The organism is Streptomyces mirabilis (assembly GCF_018310535.1).
Taxonomy (GTDB): Bacteria; Actinomycetota; Actinomycetes; order Streptomycetales; family Streptomycetaceae; genus Streptomyces.
Window position 1 is genome coordinate 7481753 of sequence record NZ_CP074102.1, and the last position, 19281, is coordinate 7501033.

Annotated in this window: 13 protein-coding genes and 3 rRNA genes; 14 read left to right on the top strand and 2 right to left on the bottom strand. The window is 65.1% G+C overall.

Annotated elements, in window-relative coordinates:
- Nucleotides 1-67: 67 nt before the first annotated feature.
- Together SMIR_RS33070 and SMIR_RS33075 are read left to right on the top strand one after the other, a co-directional pair.
- Nucleotides 68-1276, top strand: coding sequence for an MFS transporter (locus tag SMIR_RS33070; protein WP_212727726.1), 1209 nt, complete (start codon nucleotides 68-70; stop codon nucleotides 1274-1276).
- A gap of 22 nt (nucleotides 1277-1298) precedes the next feature.
- On the top strand, nucleotides 1299-2192 hold the full coding sequence (locus tag SMIR_RS33075; protein WP_168489952.1) for a DUF8829 domain-containing protein: 894 nt from the start codon (nucleotides 1299-1301) through the stop codon (nucleotides 2190-2192).
- Nucleotides 2193-2260: 68 nt separating this feature from the next.
- Here SMIR_RS33075 and ptsP read toward each other — a convergent pair whose 3' ends face one another.
- The gene (gene ptsP / locus SMIR_RS33080) at nucleotides 2261-3931 is read right to left on the bottom strand and encodes a phosphoenolpyruvate--protein phosphotransferase (RefSeq protein ID WP_168489951.1); all 1671 of its coding nucleotides are present in this window, start codon (nucleotides 3929-3931) and stop codon (nucleotides 2261-2263) included.
- Nucleotides 3932-4014: 83 nt separating this feature from the next.
- A complete protein-coding gene (locus SMIR_RS33085) occupies nucleotides 4015-4464 on the bottom strand; it encodes a PTS sugar transporter subunit IIA (protein WP_168489950.1) in 450 nt (149 codons plus the stop codon).
- A gap of 686 nt (nucleotides 4465-5150) precedes the next feature.
- Here SMIR_RS33085 and SMIR_RS33090 point away from each other — a divergent pair.
- The 12 genes from SMIR_RS33090 (at nucleotide 5151) to SMIR_RS33145 (ending at nucleotide 19244) form a co-directional block, all read left to right on the top strand.
- Nucleotides 5151-6676, top strand: a 16S ribosomal RNA gene (locus SMIR_RS33090).
- A 315-nt stretch (nucleotides 6677-6991) separates the two neighbouring features.
- Nucleotides 6992-10114: ribosomal RNA gene (locus SMIR_RS33095) — 23S ribosomal RNA — on the top strand.
- A gap of 94 nt (nucleotides 10115-10208) precedes the next feature.
- A 5S ribosomal RNA gene (gene rrf / locus SMIR_RS33100) occupies nucleotides 10209-10325 on the top strand.
- The 16S, 23S and 5S rRNA genes sit together here, the layout of an rRNA operon.
- Before the next feature lie 167 nt (nucleotides 10326-10492).
- Nucleotides 10493-11101 (top strand): cardiolipin synthase ClsA, encoded by a 609-nt coding sequence (clsA, locus tag SMIR_RS33105; RefSeq protein WP_054229135.1) that lies wholly within the window; start codon nucleotides 10493-10495, stop codon nucleotides 11099-11101.
- A gap of 116 nt (nucleotides 11102-11217) precedes the next feature.
- Nucleotides 11218-13713, top strand: coding sequence for a mannose-1-phosphate guanyltransferase (locus SMIR_RS33110; protein ID WP_168489949.1), 2496 nt, complete (start codon nucleotides 11218-11220; stop codon nucleotides 13711-13713).
- Nucleotides 13714-13811: 98 nt separating this feature from the next.
- Nucleotides 13812-14717: a DUF881 domain-containing protein gene (locus tag SMIR_RS33115; protein ID WP_211118667.1), complete on the top strand. Its 906-nt coding sequence runs from the start codon at nucleotides 13812-13814 to the stop codon at nucleotides 14715-14717.
- Nucleotides 14714-15046 (top strand): small basic family protein, encoded by a 333-nt coding sequence (locus SMIR_RS33120; protein WP_003988855.1) that lies wholly within the window; start codon nucleotides 14714-14716, stop codon nucleotides 15044-15046. Before SMIR_RS33115 ends, SMIR_RS33120 begins: the two co-directional genes overlap by 4 nt.
- Before the next feature lie 5 nt (nucleotides 15047-15051).
- Complete coding sequence (locus tag SMIR_RS33125) at nucleotides 15052-15894, top strand: DUF881 domain-containing protein (RefSeq protein ID WP_168489948.1); 843 nt, start codon at nucleotides 15052-15054, stop codon at nucleotides 15892-15894.
- Nucleotides 15895-15955: 61 nt separating this feature from the next.
- A complete protein-coding gene (locus tag SMIR_RS33130; protein WP_168489947.1) occupies nucleotides 15956-16921 on the top strand; it encodes a zinc-ribbon and FHA domain-containing protein in 966 nt (321 codons plus the stop codon).
- A 42-nt stretch (nucleotides 16922-16963) separates the two neighbouring features.
- Entirely contained in the window at nucleotides 16964-17728 is a 765-nt protein-coding gene (ftsR, locus tag SMIR_RS33135) for a transcriptional regulator FtsR (RefSeq protein ID WP_168489946.1), read from the top strand.
- Between the two features lie 86 nt (nucleotides 17729-17814).
- Complete coding sequence (locus tag SMIR_RS33140) at nucleotides 17815-18288, top strand: bifunctional nuclease family protein (RefSeq protein ID WP_006123076.1); 474 nt, start codon at nucleotides 17815-17817, stop codon at nucleotides 18286-18288.
- 311 nt (nucleotides 18289-18599) lie between these two features.
- Nucleotides 18600-19244, top strand: a complete 645-nt coding sequence (locus SMIR_RS33145) for a MerR family transcriptional regulator (protein ID WP_211118666.1) — start codon at nucleotides 18600-18602, stop codon at nucleotides 19242-19244.
- Nucleotides 19245-19281 lie beyond the last annotated feature (37 nt).

Sequence of the window (19281 nt, forward strand, 5' to 3'; positions counted from 1 at the left end):
GGTGGGACCGATCAGCCGCACAGCCGCATGGTCGACACGCATTCCAGGAGGCCCCGACGGCCGAAGAATGCTCTGGATCGCCCTCGTCGACCGGATCGGCAGCGGCCTGTGGGCAGCAGTCTCGGTCCTGTACTTCACCTACGTCACCGGCCTGTCAGTGGCACAGGTCGGCACCCTCGCCGCGGTCTCGGGGGCCATCGGCATCGCCGGCGCACCGCTCGGCGGCCGCATCGCCGACCGCCTGCCCCTCACCCGCGTCCTGATCTCCCTGCAGATCCTGCGAGCCCTGGCCTCCCTCGCGCTGCTCACCACCGACAACTACGCCCTGCTGCTGGCCTTCTCGGCCGTCGGCAGCTTCGGCGACCGGGCCGCCAACGTCCTCACCAAGCTGTACGCCACCCGCGTCTCCGGACCCGACCGTGTCCGCTACCAGGCCGTCACCAGAACCGTCGCCAATGCCGGATGGGCCCTGGGCGGCCTCACCGCAGCGGCCGCTCTCACCATCGGCACCACCACCGCCTACCAGTGGCTCCTGACAGGAGACGCGCTGTCGTTCGTCGCCGCCGCCCTCCTCACCTTGCGCTGCGCCGAGCCGACGTCCCCCGCACGCACGATCGCCACGTCCAAGGACCCGGCCCCCACCACCAGGCCGGCCAACCCCTGGCGCGACCGCGGCTATCTCGCGTACGTAGCCACCGAGACCGTCCTCTGCCTCGACGACGCCGTGTTCAAGGTCGGCCTACCGCTCTGGATCGCCCACTCCGACCAAGCCCCCCACGGCCTCGCCCCGTTGCTCATGGTCCTCAACAACCTGATGGTCGTGGCCCTTCAGGTCCCGCTGGCCCGCTTCGGCGCCACGACGGCCGCCGCGCGCTCCCTGTTGCTCCCCCTGTCCGCCGCCTTCGCTCTCGGTGGCGTCGCCATGGCACTCTCGGCCACGGGCGGAGCCTTCACCACCACGCTGTTCCTCACGACCTCGGCCGTCGCCTTCACCGTGGCGGAGATGCTGCACGCCACCGTCTCCTGGGAACTCTCCGTCGCCCTCGCGCCCGGGACGGCCCAGGGCGCCTACCTCGGCGTCCATGGACTGGCGCAGTCCTGCCAACGCAGCATCGGACCACTCGCCGTCACCGCGGCCATCGCGACCGGCCCCCTCGGCTGGACGGCCTTCGGCACGACCATCGCCGTGACCTGCGTGTTTCAGCACCGACTGGTGCGCAACCAGCTCTCCCGCACCACGTTGTCAGTGCCGCCGGTTACTGTGAGTGATCATTGATCGACTGCGCACAGGGGGAAACATGGCGCACACCGAGCACCAGACCATGCGACGCGTCCTGCGCCGCGAAATCGTCGGCACCATCGGTCTGCTGACCGACGAGCACGACTTCACAGTGATGCGGCGCTACCGCACCTTCACGTTCAACGACCACACGACCTACCTCCAGCAGGTGGAATCCCTGCTCAGGACCCTGGCAGCCCAAGGCAGCCACACCACGGTCGCGCTCTTCGACCCCGAGGAGTACGCGGAGTTCTGCGCCCACAACGGCCTGGAACCCGACACCGCGGCCAGCCGCACACGTTTCACCGCCGAACTCGCCGCCACCGGCCCCACCGTTCCGTACGAGGGACAGCCCCTCGCCGAACTCGTCCCCGACCTCGTCGACGAAGCCGTCCGCAAAGCGACCTGGGAGTACGCGACCACACTCCTGGCCCGCATCGGCAACTGCGCGTCCTGCGGAGAGGACATCGGACGGGCGTCCTTCGCCCGCGCCTCCCACCTGCTCACCCGCGTCCTCGATACCGCGAGCCCCGGCGAGCGCCATCTCGTGTGCAGCGTCTCCGCGGCACCCGAAACACTCGTCGCGGTGCTGCGGGCCGACGACGACGCCGAGGGCACCACCCGCCTCGACGAGGCGGAAGCCATCGAGTTCACCACCGTCCTGGCCCTGGGCCTTGCCACCGGCAGCGCCGGAGGACTCGTCATGCGCACCACCGCCCCCGACACAAGCGACCGCGTCTACGGATGGCGGCTGCGCGGAGAAGGCCTGGAACCCCTCACCGCAGGCGAGGTCTTCGACGCCTACTGCACCGATGTCGCATCCGGAGACCTGGTCTCCCCGGAGTCAGGCGTCGACTACTGCGTACCACCCGACCTCGGAAGCGGAGAGGAGGCGACACGCCACAGGCACTGAACGCGAAGGGGCGCCCCACCCGCAGGTGGAGCGCCCCTGAGCAACCGTCGCTCGACGAATGGTCCCGGCTACTCGCCGGACAGCACCGCCTGGGCCGCCGTGCGCGCCTCGTCGGCCGTGTCCGTGGCACGTGCCGCCGCGGCGGCACGCTCGCACTGCGCCAGCGTGTACTTGGCCAGCGTCGCCCGGACGTAAGGAATCGACGCGGCACCCATCGACAAGGAGGTGACCCCCAGACCGGTCAGCACACACGCGAGCAGCGGATCGGACGCGGCCTCACCGCAGACACCGCAGCTCTTGCCCTCGGCCTTCGCCGCCTCGGCGGACACGGCTACCAGGTCGAGCAGCGCCGGCTGCCACGGGTCCTGCAGTCGGGACACCGCACCCACCTGCCGGTCGGCGGCGAAGGTGTACTGCGCGAGGTCGTTGGTCCCCAGCGACAGGAACTCGACCTCCTGAAGAATTGAGCGAGCCCGCAGCGCGGCCGACGGAATCTCCACCATCGCGCCGAACTTCGCCTTCAGCCCGGCGGCACGGCACGCGTTCGCGAACGCCTTGGCGTCGATGCGGTCGGCGACCATCGGCGCCATGACCTCGAGGTAGACCGGAAGCCCCTCCGCGGCCTTCGCGAGCGCCGTCAGCTGCGTACGCAGGACATCGGGGTGGTCGAGCAGGGTGCGCAGACCCCGTACACCCAGTGCCGGGTTCGGCTCGTCGGCCGGAGTAAGGAACTCCAGGGGCTTGTCCGCGCCCGCGTCCAGCACCCGCACCACGACACGCCCCTCGGGGAACGCCTCCAGCACCTGCCGGTACGCCTCGACCTGCTTCTCCTCCGACGGCGCCTGCTTGCTGTCGTCCAGGAAGAGGAACTCGGTACGGAACAGACCGACACCCTCAGCCCCGGCCTCGACGGCGGCCGGCACATCGGCGGGACCGCCGACATTGGCCAGCAGCGGCACCTTGTGTCCGTCGGAGGTGGCACCCGGTCCGGTCGAGGCCGACAGCGAGGCCTTCCGCTCGGCCGCCGCGGCCTCCAGCTGCGCCCGCTTCTCGGCGCTCGGCTCCACGAAGATCTCGCCGGTGCTGCCGTCCACGGCGATCACCGTGCCTTCGGCGAGCTCTCCGGCGCCGGGGAGCGCGACAACGGCGGGCACTCCGAGCGCCCGAGCCAGAATCGCGCTGTGGCTGGTCGGCCCGCCCTCCTCGGTGACGAAGCCGAGGACGAGGGTGGGGTCGAGCAGCGCCGTGTCCGCGGGCGCAAGGTCACGAGCAATAAGGACGTACGGCTCGTCGCTGTCCGGGACGCCCGGCATGGGCACCCCAAGCAGTCGGGCGACGATACGATTCCGCACATCGTCGAGGTCGGCCACGCGACCGGCGAGATATTCACCGGCACCCGCCAGGAGCGCGCGATACGAGGCGAACGCGTCATAGACGGCACGCTCGGCGGTGCTACCGACCGCGATACGCCGATCCACGTCCGCCATCAGCTCGGGGTCCTGGGCCATCATGGCCTGCGCCTCGAGCACTGCCTGGGCTTCGCCCCCCGCCAGATTGCCGCGCGCCATCAGATCGGCCGCCACAGCCTCGACGGCCTGGCGGGCGCGCCCCTGTTCGCGCTCCGCGTCCTCCGCCGGGATCTGCTTGGCAGGCGGCTCAAGCACCGCCGTTCCCATGTGCCGAACCTCGCCGATCGCCACACCGTGGCTCACGCCGACGCCTCGCAGCGTTGTCTCCATCTCACCCGTCTCCGGTAGTGCGGCGCGTCCCGCCACCGCGGTGGTTTTCGAGCCTGCCGTCTGTGACAGCAGCGCTGTTGATGTCACTGCCAGCTGAAAAGGGCGTCGCCGGCCTTCACATCGCCGTCCTCGCGGAGATTGGAGAGGGAGTCGGCCGTCGCCTCGAGCGCCACGATCGGGCAGATCGGGGACTTGCCGGCCACCTCGACGGCAGCCGGGTTCCAGCGCACGACGGCCTGACCGCGCGTCACGGTGTCACCCTTGTTGACGAGAAGTTCGAAGCCCTCGCCATTGAGCTGGACTGTGTCGATGCCCAGGTGCGTGAGTACGCCGTGGCCCTCAGCGTCGACGACGACGAAGGCATGCGGGTGAAGCGAGACGATCACCCCGTCAACGGGGGAGACAGCCTCCCCGGGCTCACGCACGGGGTCGATCGCCGTGCCGGGGCCTACCATCGCTCCGGAGAAGACGGGATCCGGTACCGCGGCGAGTCCGATGGTGCGTCCTGCAAGCGGGGACGTCACGATGGTCATGGGAAGCCTCCCAGGGGTGGAGATTCATATGGGCCGTCACTGCCTGTACCGGACGGCGCACTGTTGAGCAGGGTATGTCATACGAACTACCGGTTCCGCATGAGAGGTCCCGGTTGGCGGCCCTAGAGCACCACGCAAACGATTTGCGCGCGCTCCAAACCCCCATGTAGAGTCGTACTCCTGCTTGAGGCTGAGCGACGCGACCAAGCGTCCTTGCCTGGCAGCACCCAACTTGTCAGATCCTATCTCGGGGTCTGGTTCTGCATGTCCGCAGAATCGTGGTCAGAGAGACGGAAAAACGCTGATAGTGTTTGGACCGCCGGAAAGGGAAACGCGAGAGCGGGAACCTGGAAAGCACCGAGGAAATCGGATCGGGAAACGGTCTGATAGAGTCGGAAACGCAAGAACAAAGCAAGACAGCAAGACCGAAGGGAAGCGCCCGGAGGAAAGCCCGAGAGGGTGAGTACAAAGGAAGCGTCCGTTCCTTGAGAACTCAACAGCGTGCCAAAAATCAACGCCAGATATGTTGATACCCCGTCTCCGGCCGATCGGCTGGGACGAGGTTCCTTTGAAAAAGTCCTGCCGGGCACTGTCCGGTAGGCGCACAGCGAGGACGCTGTGAACCGAGGGGATTATTCCTCTCCTTGGTTCCGCTCTCGTGGTGTCGTCCCGATTACGGGAAAACATTCACGGAGAGTTTGATCCTGGCTCAGGACGAACGCTGGCGGCGTGCTTAACACATGCAAGTCGAACGATGAAGCCCTTCGGGGTGGATTAGTGGCGAACGGGTGAGTAACACGTGGGCAATCTGCCCTTCACTCTGGGACAAGCCCTGGAAACGGGGTCTAATACCGGATAACACCTGCCCGGGCATCCGGGTGGGTTAAAAGCTCCGGCGGTGAAGGATGAGCCCGCGGCCTATCAGCTTGTTGGTGAGGTAGTGGCTCACCAAGGCGACGACGGGTAGCCGGCCTGAGAGGGCGACCGGCCACACTGGGACTGAGACACGGCCCAGACTCCTACGGGAGGCAGCAGTGGGGAATATTGCACAATGGGCGAAAGCCTGATGCAGCGACGCCGCGTGAGGGATGACGGCCTTCGGGTTGTAAACCTCTTTCAGCAGGGAAGAAGCGAAAGTGACGGTACCTGCAGAAGAAGCGCCGGCTAACTACGTGCCAGCAGCCGCGGTAATACGTAGGGCGCAAGCGTTGTCCGGAATTATTGGGCGTAAAGAGCTCGTAGGCGGCTTGTCACGTCGGGTGTGAAAGCCCGGGGCTTAACCCCGGGTCTGCATTCGATACGGGCTAGCTAGAGTGTGGTAGGGGAGATCGGAATTCCTGGTGTAGCGGTGAAATGCGCAGATATCAGGAGGAACACCGGTGGCGAAGGCGGATCTCTGGGCCATTACTGACGCTGAGGAGCGAAAGCGTGGGGAGCGAACAGGATTAGATACCCTGGTAGTCCACGCCGTAAACGGTGGGAACTAGGTGTTGGCGACATTCCACGTCGTCGGTGCCGCAGCTAACGCATTAAGTTCCCCGCCTGGGGAGTACGGCCGCAAGGCTAAAACTCAAAGGAATTGACGGGGGCCCGCACAAGCAGCGGAGCATGTGGCTTAATTCGACGCAACGCGAAGAACCTTACCAAGGCTTGACATACACCGGAAACGGCCAGAGATGGTCGCCCCCTTGTGGTCGGTGTACAGGTGGTGCATGGCTGTCGTCAGCTCGTGTCGTGAGATGTTGGGTTAAGTCCCGCAACGAGCGCAACCCTTGTTCTGTGTTGCCAGCATGCCCTTCGGGGTGATGGGGACTCACAGGAGACTGCCGGGGTCAACTCGGAGGAAGGTGGGGACGACGTCAAGTCATCATGCCCCTTATGTCTTGGGCTGCACACGTGCTACAATGGCAGGTACAATGAGCTGCGAAGCCGTGAGGCGGAGCGAATCTCAAAAAGCCTGTCTCAGTTCGGATTGGGGTCTGCAACTCGACCCCATGAAGTCGGAGTTGCTAGTAATCGCAGATCAGCATTGCTGCGGTGAATACGTTCCCGGGCCTTGTACACACCGCCCGTCACGTCACGAAAGTCGGTAACACCCGAAGCCGGTGGCCCAACCCCTTGTGGGAGGGAGCTGTCGAAGGTGGGACTGGCGATTGGGACGAAGTCGTAACAAGGTAGCCGTACCGGAAGGTGCGGCTGGATCACCTCCTTTCTAAGGAGCATCTAGGCCGCCAAGCTTGCTTGGTGGTCCAGGGCCATTACGTCGGCACACGTTCGACGGTGGTTGCTCATGGGTGGAACGTTGATTATTCGGCATCTTCAGTCATCTCAGGCTGTGAGTACTGCTCTTCGGGGCGTGGAAAGCTGATCATGAGTGGCGGGGGTGTCGGGCACGCTGTTGGGTGTCTGAGGGTACGGCCGATTGTTGGCTGCCTTCAGTGCCGGCCCCAGTGAACTCCGGTGGTAACCGGGGGTGATGGGTGGTTGGTCGTTGTTTGAGAACTGCACAGTGGACGCGAGCATCTGTGGCCAAGTTTTTAAGGGCGCACGGTGGATGCCTTGGCACCAGGAACCGATGAAGGACGTGGGAGGCCACGATAGTCCCCGGGGAGTCGTCAACCAGGCTTTGATCCGGGGGTTTCCGAATGGGGAAACCCGGCAGTCGTCATGGGCTGTCACCCTTGCCTGAACACATAGGGCAAGTGGAGGGAACGCGGGGAAGTGAAACATCTCAGTACCCGCAGGAAGAGAAAACAACCGTGATTCCGGGAGTAGTGGCGAGCGAAACTGGATGAGGCCAAACCATATGCGTGTGAGACCCGGCAGGGGTTGCGTATGTGGGGTTGTGGGATTTCTCTTTCACGGTCTGCCGGCCGTGAGACGAGTCAGAAACCGTTGATGTAGGCGAAGGACATGCGAAAGGTCCGGCGTAGAGGGTAAGACCCCCGTAGTCGAAACGTCAACGGCTCGTTTGAGAAACACCCAAGTAGCACGGGGCCCGAGAAATCCCGTGTGAATCTGGCGGGACCACCCGCTAAGCCTAAATATTCCCTGGTGACCGATAGCGGATAGTACCGTGAGGGAATGGTGAAAAGTACCGCGGGAGCGGAGTGAAATAGTACCTGAAACCGTGTGCCTACAAGCCGTGGGAGCGTCGCGCATTGAGTTTACTCAGTGCGTCGTGACTGCGTGCCTTTTGAAGAATGAGCCTGCGAGTTTGCGGTGTGTTGCGAGGTTAACCCGTGTGGGGAAGCCGTAGCGAAAGCGAGTCCGAATAGGGCGACATAGTAGCGCGCTCAAGACCCGAAGCGGAGTGATCTAGCCATGGGCAGGTTGAAGCGGCTGTAAGAGGTCGTGGAGGACCGAACCCACCAGGGTTGAAAACCTGGGGGATGACCTGTGGTTAGGGGTGAAAGGCCAATCAAACTCCGTGATAGCTGGTTCTCCCCGAAATGCATTTAGGTGCAGCGTCGTGTGTTTCTTGCCGGAGGTAGAGCACTGGATAGGCGATGGGCCCTACCGGGTTACTGACCTTAGCCAAACTCCGAATGCCGGTAAGTGAGAGCGCGGCAGTGAGACTGTGGGGGATAAGCTCCATGGTCGAGAGGGAAACAGCCCAGAGCATCGACTAAGGCCCCTAAGCGTACGCTAAGTGGGAAAGGATGTGGAGTCGCAGAGACAACCAGGAGGTTGGCTTAGAAGCAGCCACCCTTGAAAGAGTGCGTAATAGCTCACTGGTCTAGTGATTCCGCGCCGACAATGTAGCGGGGCTCAAGCGTACCGCCGAAGTCGTGTCATTGCAGCAATACGCCCAACGGCGGCTGTGATGGGTAGGGGAGCGTCGTGTGCCGGGTGAAGCCGCGCCGGAAGGCAGTGGTGGACGGTTCACGAGTGAGAATGCAGGCATGAGTAGCGATACACACGTGAGAAACGTGTGCGCCGATTGACTAAGGGTTCCTGGGTCAAGCTGATCTGCCCAGGGTAAGTCGGGACCTAAGGCGAGGCCGACAGGCGTAGTCGATGGATAACCGGTTGATATTCCGGTACCCGCTGTGAAGCGTCAAACATTGAACCAGGCGATGCTAAGTCCGTGAAGCCGCCCCGGAGCCTTCGGGCAAAGGGGAGTGGTGGAGCCGACGGACCAGACCTGCAGTAGGTGAGTGATGGGGTGACGCAGGAAGGTAGTCCATCCCGGGCGGTGGTTGTCCCGGGGTAAGGGTGTAGGACGTCAGGTAGGTAAATCCGCCTGGCACATAGTCTGAGACCTGATGCCGAGCCGATTGTGGTGAAGTGGATGATCCTATGCTGTCGAGAAAAGCCTCTAGCGAGTTTCATGGCGGCCCGTACCCTAAACCGACTCAGGTGGTCAGGTAGAGAATACCGAGGCGTTCGGGTGAACTATGGTTAAGGAACTCGGCAAAATGCCCCCGTAACTTCGGGAGAAGGGGGGCCATCACCGGTGATGAGTCTTGCACTCTGAGCTGGGGGTGGCCGCAGAGACCAGCGAGAAGCGACTGTTTACTAAAAACACAGGTCCGTGCGAAGCCGTAAGGCGATGTATACGGACTGACGCCTGCCCGGTGCTGGAACGTTAAGGGGACCGGTTAGTCACTCTTCGGGGTGGCGAAGCTGAGAACTTAAGCGCCAGTAAACGGCGGTGGTAACTATAACCATCCTAAGGTAGCGAAATTCCTTGTCGGGTAAGTTCCGACCTGCACGAATGGCGTAACGACTTCTCGACTGTCTCAACCATAGGCCCGGTGAAATTGCACTACGAGTAAAGATGCTCGTTTCGCGCAGCAGGACGGAAAGACCCCGGGACCTTTACTACAGTTTGATATTGGTGTTCGGTTCGGCTTGTGTAGGATAGGTGGGAGACTTTGAAGCGGCAGCGCCAGCTGTTGTGGAGTCGTCGTTGAAATACCACTCTGGTCGTGCTGGATGTCTAACCTGGGTCCGTGATCCGGATCAGGGACAGTGTCTGATGGGTAGTTTAACTGGGGCGGTTGCCTCCTAAAGAGTAACGGAGGCGCCCAAAGGTTCCCTCAGCCTGGTTGGTAATCAGGTGTTGAGTGTAAGTGCACAAGGGAGCTTGACTGTGAGACCGACGGGTCGAGCAGGGACGAAAGTCGGGACTAGTGATCCGGCGGTGGCTTGTGGAAGCGCCGTCGCTCAACGGATAAAAGGTACCCCGGGGATAACAGGCTGATCTTCCCCAAGAGTCCATATCGACGGGATGGTTTGGCACCTCGATGTCGGCTCGTCGCATCCTGGGGCTGGAGTCGGTCCCAAGGGTTGGGCTGTTCGCCCATTAAAGCGGTACGCGAGCTGGGTTTAGAACGTCGTGAGACAGTTCGGTCCCTATCCGCTGTGCGCGTAGGAATATTGAGAAGGGCTGTCCCTAGTACGAGAGGACCGGGACGGACGAACCTCTGGTGTGCCAGTTGTCCTGCCAAGGGCATGGCTGGTTGGCTACGTTCGGGAGGGATAACCGCTGAAAGCATCTAAGCGGGAAGCCTGCTTCGAGATGAGTATTCCCACCCCCTTGAGGGGTTAAGGCTCCCAGTAGACGACTGGGTTGATAGGCCGGATCTGGAAGGCGGGTAACCGCTGGAGGTGACCGGTACTAATAGGCCGAGGGCTTGTCCTCAGTTGCTCGCGTCCACTGTGTTGGTTCTGAAACCACGAACAACCCCATTCCCAGGGCCACTGGGCATGGTGCGGTAGTGACAGTTTCATAGTGTTTCGGTGGTCATAGCGTGAGGGAAACGCCCGGTTACATTCCGAACCCGGAAGCTAAGCCTCACAGCGCCGATGGTACTGCAGGGGGGACCCTGTGGGAGAGTAGGACGCCGCCGAACTCATTGTAGGGATAACCCCCGTACCGGGAAATCGGTACGGGGGTTTTCTGCTTTCAAGGGTCAAGTCCGTTTTCGCGGTGACTCCGCCACCCCTCCGCACCTCGACGCGAGCGCTGCGGGTAGGGTCAGGGGGCATCGTTGGCTCGTTTCCCACAGGAGGCCCCCGGGTGGAGGTCCAGGAGACCCGCGTCCAGACGGACCGGGTCCTCACCATCCCGAACATCCTCAGCATGGCGCGCCTCGTCGGCGTACCCGTCTTCCTGTGGCTGATCCTCCGGCCCGAGTTCGGCGGTCCGAAGAGTGACGGCTGGGCGCTGCTCGTGCTCATGCTGAGCGGCGTCAGCGACTATCTCGACGGGAAGCTCGCGCGGCGCTGGAACCAAATCAGCAGCCTCGGCCGGCTGCTCGATCCCGCGGCGGACCGGCTCTATATTCTGTCCACTCTTGTGGGGCTCACCTGGCGCGAGATTCTGCCGCTGTGGTTGACGGCTGTGCTTCTGGCGCGTGAGCTGGTTCTGCTGGTGGTCGTGGCAGTCCTCCGGCGTCACGGCTATCCGCCGCTGCAGGTGAACTTCCTCGGGAAGGCGGCCACCTTCAACCTGATGTACGCCTTCCCTCTGTTGCTGCTCAGCGACGGAAGCGGATGGCTCGCTTCACTCGCCGCGATTTTCGGATGGGCGTTCGCCGGGTGGGGTACAACCCTCTATTGGTGGGCAGGAGTCCTCTACGTGGTGCAGGTCCGCCGGCTTCTCAGGGCGGACGCCATGGCCGATTGAGCTCGGCCCGATGGGGCAGCTGAAGTGCCCGGATGGCCCGCACTCGAAAACTGCGGGACAATCAGGACGGGTGAAGTCGGCTAGACCGTCGTCTCTTCAAGGAGGACGCTTCCGACATGAAGGCCGTCGTGATGGCCGGAGGCGAAGGCACACGCCTTCGTCCCATGACCTCAAGCATGCCCAAGCCGCTCCTGCCGGTGGTGAACCGCCCGATCATGGAGCACGTGCTGCGGCTGCTCAAAAGGCATGGGCTCAACGAGACCGTCGTTACTGTCCAGTTCTTGGCCTCGCTGGTCAAGAACTATTTCGGTGACGGCGAGGAGCTCGGTATGGAGCTCACCTATGCCAATGAGGAGAAGCCACTCGGTACTGCCGGGAGCGTCAAGAACGCCGAGGAGGCGTTGAAGGACGACACTTTCCTGGTGATCTCCGGTGACGCCCTGACCGACTTCGATCTCACCGACCTCATCAATTTCCACAAGGAAAAGGGTGCGATGGTCACCGTCTGCCTGACGCGTGTGCCGAACCCCCTTGAATTCGGCATCACCATCGTGGACGAAGAGGGCAAGGTCGAGCGCTTCCTGGAGAAACCGACCTGGGGTCAGGTCTTCTCCGACACCGTCAACACGGGTATCTACGTGATGGAGCCCGAAGTCTTCGACTACGTCGAGGCCGATGTCTCCGTCGACTGGTCCGGCGATGTCTTCCCTCAGTTGATGAAGGAGGGCAAGCCGGTCTTCGGCTATATCGCCGAGGGTTACTGGGAGGACGTCGGCACCCACGAGAGCTATGTGAAGGCGCAGGCCGACGTCCTGGAGGGCAAGGTCGACGTCGAGATCGACGGTTTCGAGATCTCCCCGGGCGTATGGGTCGCCGAAGGCGCCGAAGTGCACGCCGACGCCGTACTGCGAGGCCCGCTCTACATCGGCGACTACGCCAAGGTCGAGGCGGGCGCCGAAATCCGGGAGCACACCGTCGTCGGCTCCAACGTCGTCGTCAAGAGCGGGGCTTTTCTGCACAGGGCCGTGGTCCACGACAACGTGTACATCGGCCAGCACAGCAATTTGCGGGGCTGCGTGATCGGGAAGAACACCGACATCATGCGGGCCGCGAGGATCGAGGACGGCGCTGTCATCGGCGACGAATGCCTCGTCGGTGAAGAATCGATCATCCAGGGCAACGTACGCGTCTATCCGTTCAAGACCATCGAGGCCGGCGCCTTTGTCAACACCTCGGTGATCTGGGAGTCGCGCGGTCAGGCGCATCTCTTCGGTGCCCGCGGTGTCACCGGAATCCTGAACGTGGAGATCACTCCTGAGCTCGCCGTGCGCCTCGCGGGGGCGTACGCGACGACGCTCAAGAAGGGCTCCACCGTCACCACGGCCCGCGACCACTCCCGAGGCGCCCGTGCGCTGAAGCGGGCGGTCATCTCAGCCTTGCAGGCCAGCGCCATCGACGTACGCGACCTGGAGAACGTACCGCTGCCAGTGGCTCGTCAGCAGACCGCCAGGGGCAGTGCGGGCGGGATCATGATCCGTACGACGCCCGGGGTGCCGGACTCCGTCGACATCATGTTCTTCGACGAGCAGGGTGCCGACCTGTCGCAAGGGGGGCAGCGGAAGCTGGACCGGGTGTTCGCGCGGCAGGAGTACCGGCGTGCGTTCCCGGGTGAGATCGGGGATCTGCACTTCCCGGCCAGCGTCTTCGACTCGTACACCGGATCACTGCTCAGGAATGTCGACACCACCGGTATCACCGAATCCGGTCTGAAGGTGGTCGTGGACGCCTCGAACGGCAGTGCGGGGCTGGTGTTGCCCAGCCTGTTGGGCAAGCTCGGTGTGGACTCCCTGACCATCAATCCCGGTCTCGACGAATCCAGGCCCACGGAGACCGCGGACACGCGGCGGGCCGGCCTGGTGCGGCTGGGCGAGATCGTCGCGTCCGCGCGGGCCGCGTTCGGGGTGCGTTTCGACCCGGTGGGCGAGCGGCTCTCGCTCGTCGATGAGAAGGGACGGATCGTCGAGGACGACCGGGCCCTGCTCGTCATGCTCGACCTGGTGGCCGCGGAGCGGCGTAGTGGGCGGGTGGCGCTGCCGGTGACCACCACGCGGATCGCCGAGCAGGTCGCGGCATACCACGGGACGCAGGTGGAGTGGACGACGACGTCTCCGGACGATCTGACGAGGGTCGGTCGCGAGGAGTCGACGATCTTCGGCGGTGACGGGCGCGGCGGATTCATCATTCCGGAGTTCAGCAGCGTCTTCGACGGCGCGGCGGCTTTCGTACGACTGATCGGGCTGGTGGCGCGGACGCAGCTCACGCTGAGCCAGATCGACGCGCGGATTCCGCGGGCGCATGTCCTCAAGCGCGACCTGGCCACTCCTTGGGCTGTCAAGGGCCTGGTGATGCGCCGGGTCGTGGAGGCGGCCGGGGACCGGTTCGTGGACACGACCGACGGCGTACGGGTGGTGGAGACGGACGGGCGCTGGGTGATGGTGCTTCCCGACCCCGCCGAGGCGGTGACGCATCTGTGGGCGGAGGGGCCTGACGACGCGTCCGCGGAGGCCCTGCTCGACGAGTGGGCTGCCGTCGTGGACAGCGCAGGTCGCTGAAACGGACAGCACGCGCGTGTGCCGGACAAGTGCCCCCAAAGGGGCCTGTCCGGCACGCCGGTGGGGCCATTCGGAGGTAGCACCCGCGACGTGCGACGATGTGCGGCATGCCGCAGCAGCCCCCCATTCGGAGCACACCTCCGCGCCCCCCGCGCCCGGACGCCTCCATGTCGCTGCTCACCAACGTCATGGATCACAGCCTCGACGACGGATACGCCGAGGCGGCCGCCCGTAGGCAGACCGAGGGTGCCGGCGGCATGCCGAAAACGGTGCGGGCGAAGCTGGGCCTCGCGGCCGGCCTCGTCCTCGCGGCCCTGGTGGTGACCGTGGGCGCGGCGAACGCGCGGATTGCAGCCCCGGTCGTCGCCAAGGAACGCCAGGAGCTCATCGACCGCGTCGAGCGGGAGACCGCGGCCGCGGACAAGCTCGAGAGCGGTGTCGACACCCTGCGCGACGATGTGAGCGCCAAGCAGAACGAGGCGTTGAAGAAGCAGGGGGGCAGCGGCCAGGCCGATCTGGTGGGCGTCCTGTCGGGCGCAGTCGCCGTCCACGGGCCCGGTGTGAAGCTCGTCGTGAACGACGCCAAGGAAGCCACCGAGGGCGGCGACGGCAATCCTCGTGAGACCAGTGGGTTCTCCGACACCGGGCGCGTCCGCGACCGTGACATGCAGCGGGTCGTCAACGGGCTCTGGGAGTCCGGTGCGGAGGCCGTCTCGATCAACGGACAGCGGCTGACGGCACTGTCGGCGATCAGGGCAGCCGGTGACGCGATACTGGTCGACAACAAGCCGCTGGTGCCGCCCTACACGGTGCTGGCGGTGGGGGACGGCGAGCGGCTCAGCACCAGGTTCCAGAACAGTGCCGACGGCCTGTATCTGCACGCCCTGCAGGAGAACTACGGCATCCGGACCGCCATTTCCGTCGAAGAGGACGTCCAGTTGTCCGCCGCACCGAGTGTGATCGTACGTACAGCACAGCCGAGCACAGAGAAGGGCACATCGTGATCGCCGTACTGGGCCTCGTCGTGGGAGTCGTGGCTGGATTGTTGGTCCGGCCCGAGGTTCCGGCGGTCGTCGAGCCTTACCTTCCGATCGCCGTCGTGGCGGCGCTGGACGCCGTCTTCGGAGGGCTGCGGGCGATGCTCGACGGCATCTTCGACGACAAGGTCTTCGTGGTCTCCTTCCTGTCGAACGTGGTCGTGGCCGCACTGATCGTCTTCCTGGGCGACAAGTTGGGCGTGGGCGCCCAACTCTCCACCGGCGTCGTGGTCGTCCTCGGCATCCGCATCTTCTCCAACGCCGCGGCGATCCGCCGGCACGTGTTCCGGGCGTGACGCCGATGAGCAACGAAGGCGAGACACCCGAGAACCGGCTGCGCAGGGAACTTCCCGAAGAGGTCCCGGCCGCGGCTCCCGAGAGTTCGGGGCCCGAGCAGCGTGACGAGAAGGACGAGCCGTCGCTGGCCGGTCGGCAGCGGCTCGTGAAGGGGTTGTGGCCGCCGCGGGTGACGCGCGCGCAACTCATCGTCGCCCTGCTTCTGTTCGGCCTCGGCTTCGGCCTGGCCGTCCAGGTGGCCTCCAACAGCGACAGCGGCAGCGCCCTGCGCGGCGCGCGTCAAGAGGATCTCGTACGCATCCTCGATGAACTCGACAACCGTACGCAGCGTCTAGAAGACGAGAAGCAGGGTCTCGAAGATCAGCGCACCGAGCTGGAGAACAGCTCGAACCAGGCCGCGGAGGCCCGCAAGCAGACCGCCGAGAAGGAGAAGCAACTCGGCATTCTGGCGGGCACGGTGGCGGCGCAGGGACCCGGCATCACGCTGACGGTCAACGACACGAAGGGGACGGTCAAGGCGGACATGCTGCTTGACGCGATCCAGGAGCTGCGCGCCGCCGGTGCGGAGGCGATCCAGGTGAACGGTGTACGGGTCGTCGCCAGCACCTATCTGGCCGACTCCGGCAAGGGCGTGAGTGTCGACGGGAACAAGATCACTCAGCCCTATCGTTTCAAGGTCATCGGTAAGCCGCAGGACCTCGAGCCGGCGCTCAACATCCCCGGAGGCGTGGTGCAGACTCTCGAGAAGGAGCAGGCCACCGTCACGGTGGAGCGTGCGACGAAGATCATTGTGGATGCCTTGCGGGCTGCGAAGCAGCCTGACTACGCTCGGTCGTCCTCCCAGTGAACCGGGGGTGCATGGGCGTCGTCCGGCGAGGGCATGAGGTTGCGGGGGGTCGGCGCACCGAATGGGTGGTGCGTGGTGGAAACTGTCTGGTGGATACGGACGTTGTGAGGATGTCCGGGTCGACCGGTGTGTTCAATCAGTGTTCGTCCTGCCCCACGGGCGGGTCTGTTTCGGTCAAGGGGAATCGCCCGTGAAGTTGTTTGCGAAGTTGTTCGGCAAGAGCGCACGAGGAGAGGGCAGCGACAACGCGACTGCCCGACACCGTGCACCACGCCATGGAGACGCGGAGGGCCAGAGCGGCGACCGCCCGCTGTTCCGGGACCAGGTCGGTGACATTCCCGGTGGTCAGGGCGCGCCGTCTGTTGACCCTGCCCAGTCCGGACGCATAGGTTTCGGGGAACCGTCAGCCTCAAGTGCGGGTGGAGGGTTCACCTCCGACCCGTATGCGTCCCATGCCCCTGGGGGGCAGCCGCGGCAGGAGGATCCGTCCATGTCGGCCCTGGTGTGTACGAGGTGCGGTAACCGCAACGCGGAGAACAGCCGCTTCTGCTCCAACTGCGGTGCGCCGCTGCGGCCCGGTGCGGTCCCGGAGCGTGCCTCCGAGACCACATCCACGATCTCCATTTCGGGCATCGAGGCCTACGATGCCGAGGTCACCGGCCAGACGCAGATGCCGACGCTCTCTCCGGAGGCGCAGGCGGCCGTCGACGCGCTGCCGCTCGGCTCTGCGCTCCTGGTGGTGCGCCGCGGTCCGAACTCGGGCAGCCGCTTCCTGCTGGACGGTGACCTGACCACGGCCGGGCGTCATCCGCAGAGCGACATCTTCCTGGACGACGTGACCGTGTCGCGTCGCCACGTGGAGTTCCGTCGCGCCGCGGACGGCTCGTTCACGGTCGCGGACGTGGGCAGCCTGAACGGCACGTACGTCAACCGGGAGCGAATCGACTCGGTCCCGCTGTCGAACGGCGATGAGGTGCAGATCGGCAAGTACCGGCTGGTCTTCTACGCGAGCCAGCGAGGCATCTGACCCTCCCCCGGACTCCGTCCGGGGGGACCCTCAGGAAGGTCCATGCTTCGATCACCGAGCGGCGGTGCCGGGAGCGGTACCGCCGCAGCGGACAGTGGGCTGATCAGCATCGGCTCGGTGCTGAACACGCTGCGCGACGAGTTCCCCGAAGTCACGATCTCCAAGATCCGGTTCCTGGAGTCGGAGGGGCTCATCGAGCCGCAGCGGACCCCCTCGGGGTATCGCAAGTTCAGCCAGGCCGACGTCGAGCGCCTCGGGCACGTACTGCGGATGCAGCGGGACCACTATCTGCCGTTGAAGGTGATCCGCGAGCATCTGGACGCTCTGGAGCGTGGGGAGCCGGTGCGGCTGCCGTCCGTGGGGCGGCAGCGCGACTCCGGCGACGGGGAGCCGTTCGGTGGGCTCGGTGACCTCTTCGGGGAGCCCGAGGCACCCACAGCGGCCCGGGTGGGCCGTGCGGAGCTGCTGGCCGCCGCCGAGATCGGTGAGCAGGAGCTTCAGGAGTGGGAGTCGTACGGACTCCTCGCCCCGCTTCCGGACGGGGCATATGACGCTGAGGCGGTGACGGTCGCCGCGCTCGTCGCCGAGCTCGGGCGGTTCGGGATCGAGCCGCGCCATTTGCGTGCGATGAAGGCTGCGGCCGACCGTGACGCGGGGCTCGTGGACCAGGTGGTGGCCCCCTTGCGGCGCCACCGCAATCCGCAGACCAGGGCGCACGCCGAGGCCCGTACGAAGGAGCTGGCGGGGCTCACGGTGAAGCTGCACGCGGCGCTGGTGCAGACCGCGCTGGGCGTCCGGCTGCCGTGACCCGAAGTGCCCGGCGGGCGTCCGGATCGGCCACCCGTTCTGTGCCCGACTACCCAAACGTCCCGGGCACGGCCTAGGGTTGCTGTGTGAACGAGCTCGATGTCGTAGGTGTCCGGGTCGAAATGCCCTCCAACCAACCGATCGTGCTCCTGCGTGAAGTGGGAGGCGACCGTTACCTCCCCATCTGGATCGGACCGGGGGAGGCGACGGCGATCGCCTTCGCCCAGCAGGGCATGGCCCCCGCGCGACCGCTGACCCACGACCTGTTCAAGGACGTGCTGGAAGCCGTCGGCCAGGAGCTCACCGAGGTGCGCATCACTGATCTGCGCGAGGGGGTCTTCTACGCGGAGCTGGTGTTCGCCAGCGGGGTCGAGGTCAGTGCCCGCCCGTCCGACGCCATAGCGCTGGCGCTGCGCACCGGAACGCCGATCTACGGCAGTGACGGGGTGCTCGACGACGCCGGCATCGCGATCCCGGACGAGCAGGAGGACGAGGTGGAGAAGTTCCGAGAGTTCCTCGACCAGATCTCGCCCGAGGACTTCGGGACCAACAGCCAGTGAGGGGACCGGTCGACCGGTGACGGGACCGATCGCCCGCGGGTGGGCGATCGGACGCCGGGCTCGTGGGTCGGGGAGTGGCGTCCGCCCCCTGACAAACCGATGGATCGCAGGACTCCGGGGCGGCAATGGCCCGTGGCCCGTGTGGCGCGCTGCGGCCCGCTCCGAGAGCATTCGGCTAGCCTTTCCCCGCGGTGGGACACGGGAAACCACTCTTAGGGTGATTATCACTCGGCGTGCCGAGTGTGGCGATCGTTGACGCACCCCCGGTGACTGCCTACCGTCGAGAGGGCAGGTCAAGGACGGAGGTCGGCGTGAGAATCAGCGGCGACGGTACGGCTGGGGGTGCCCCCGGACGAAGTCTGGGGGAGAGCAGCCCGTACCCGCTTCACGGCAGCGCGGCCGATCACGTTCCGCAGCGGCCGACAGCGGTGTCTGGCGAGCACGGTGGGGGAGGGGCGGCTGCCGAGGAGATCGGCTACCGCGGTCCTACGGCGTGTGCCGCCGCGGGCATCACCTACCGGCAGCTGGACTACTGGGCCAGGACCGGTCTGGTCGAACCGAGCGTGCGGCCCGCTTACGGGTCGGGGACCCAGCGGCTCTACAGCTTCCGGGATGTCGTCGTCCTGAAGATCGTGAAGCGGTTCCTCGACACGGGAGTGTCGTTGCAGAACATCCGCACCACGGTCCAGCACCTCAGGGAACGCGGCTTCCGGGACCTGGAGCGGATGACGCTGATGAGCGACGGCGCGACCGTCTACGAATGTTCCTCGCCCGACGAGGTCCACGCCCTGTTGCAGGGCGGCCAGGGTGTCTTCGGGATCGCCGTGGGCGTGGTGTGGCGGGACGTCGAGAGCGCGCTCTCGCAGTTGCACGGGGAGCGCGTGGACACGGGCGAGACGCTCGTCGGGCACAACCCGACGGACGAGCTGGCGCGTCGGCGCAATCGGGCCGTCTGAGGTCCGCAAAGGCATTGTCAGTGGCGTAGGGCAGCAT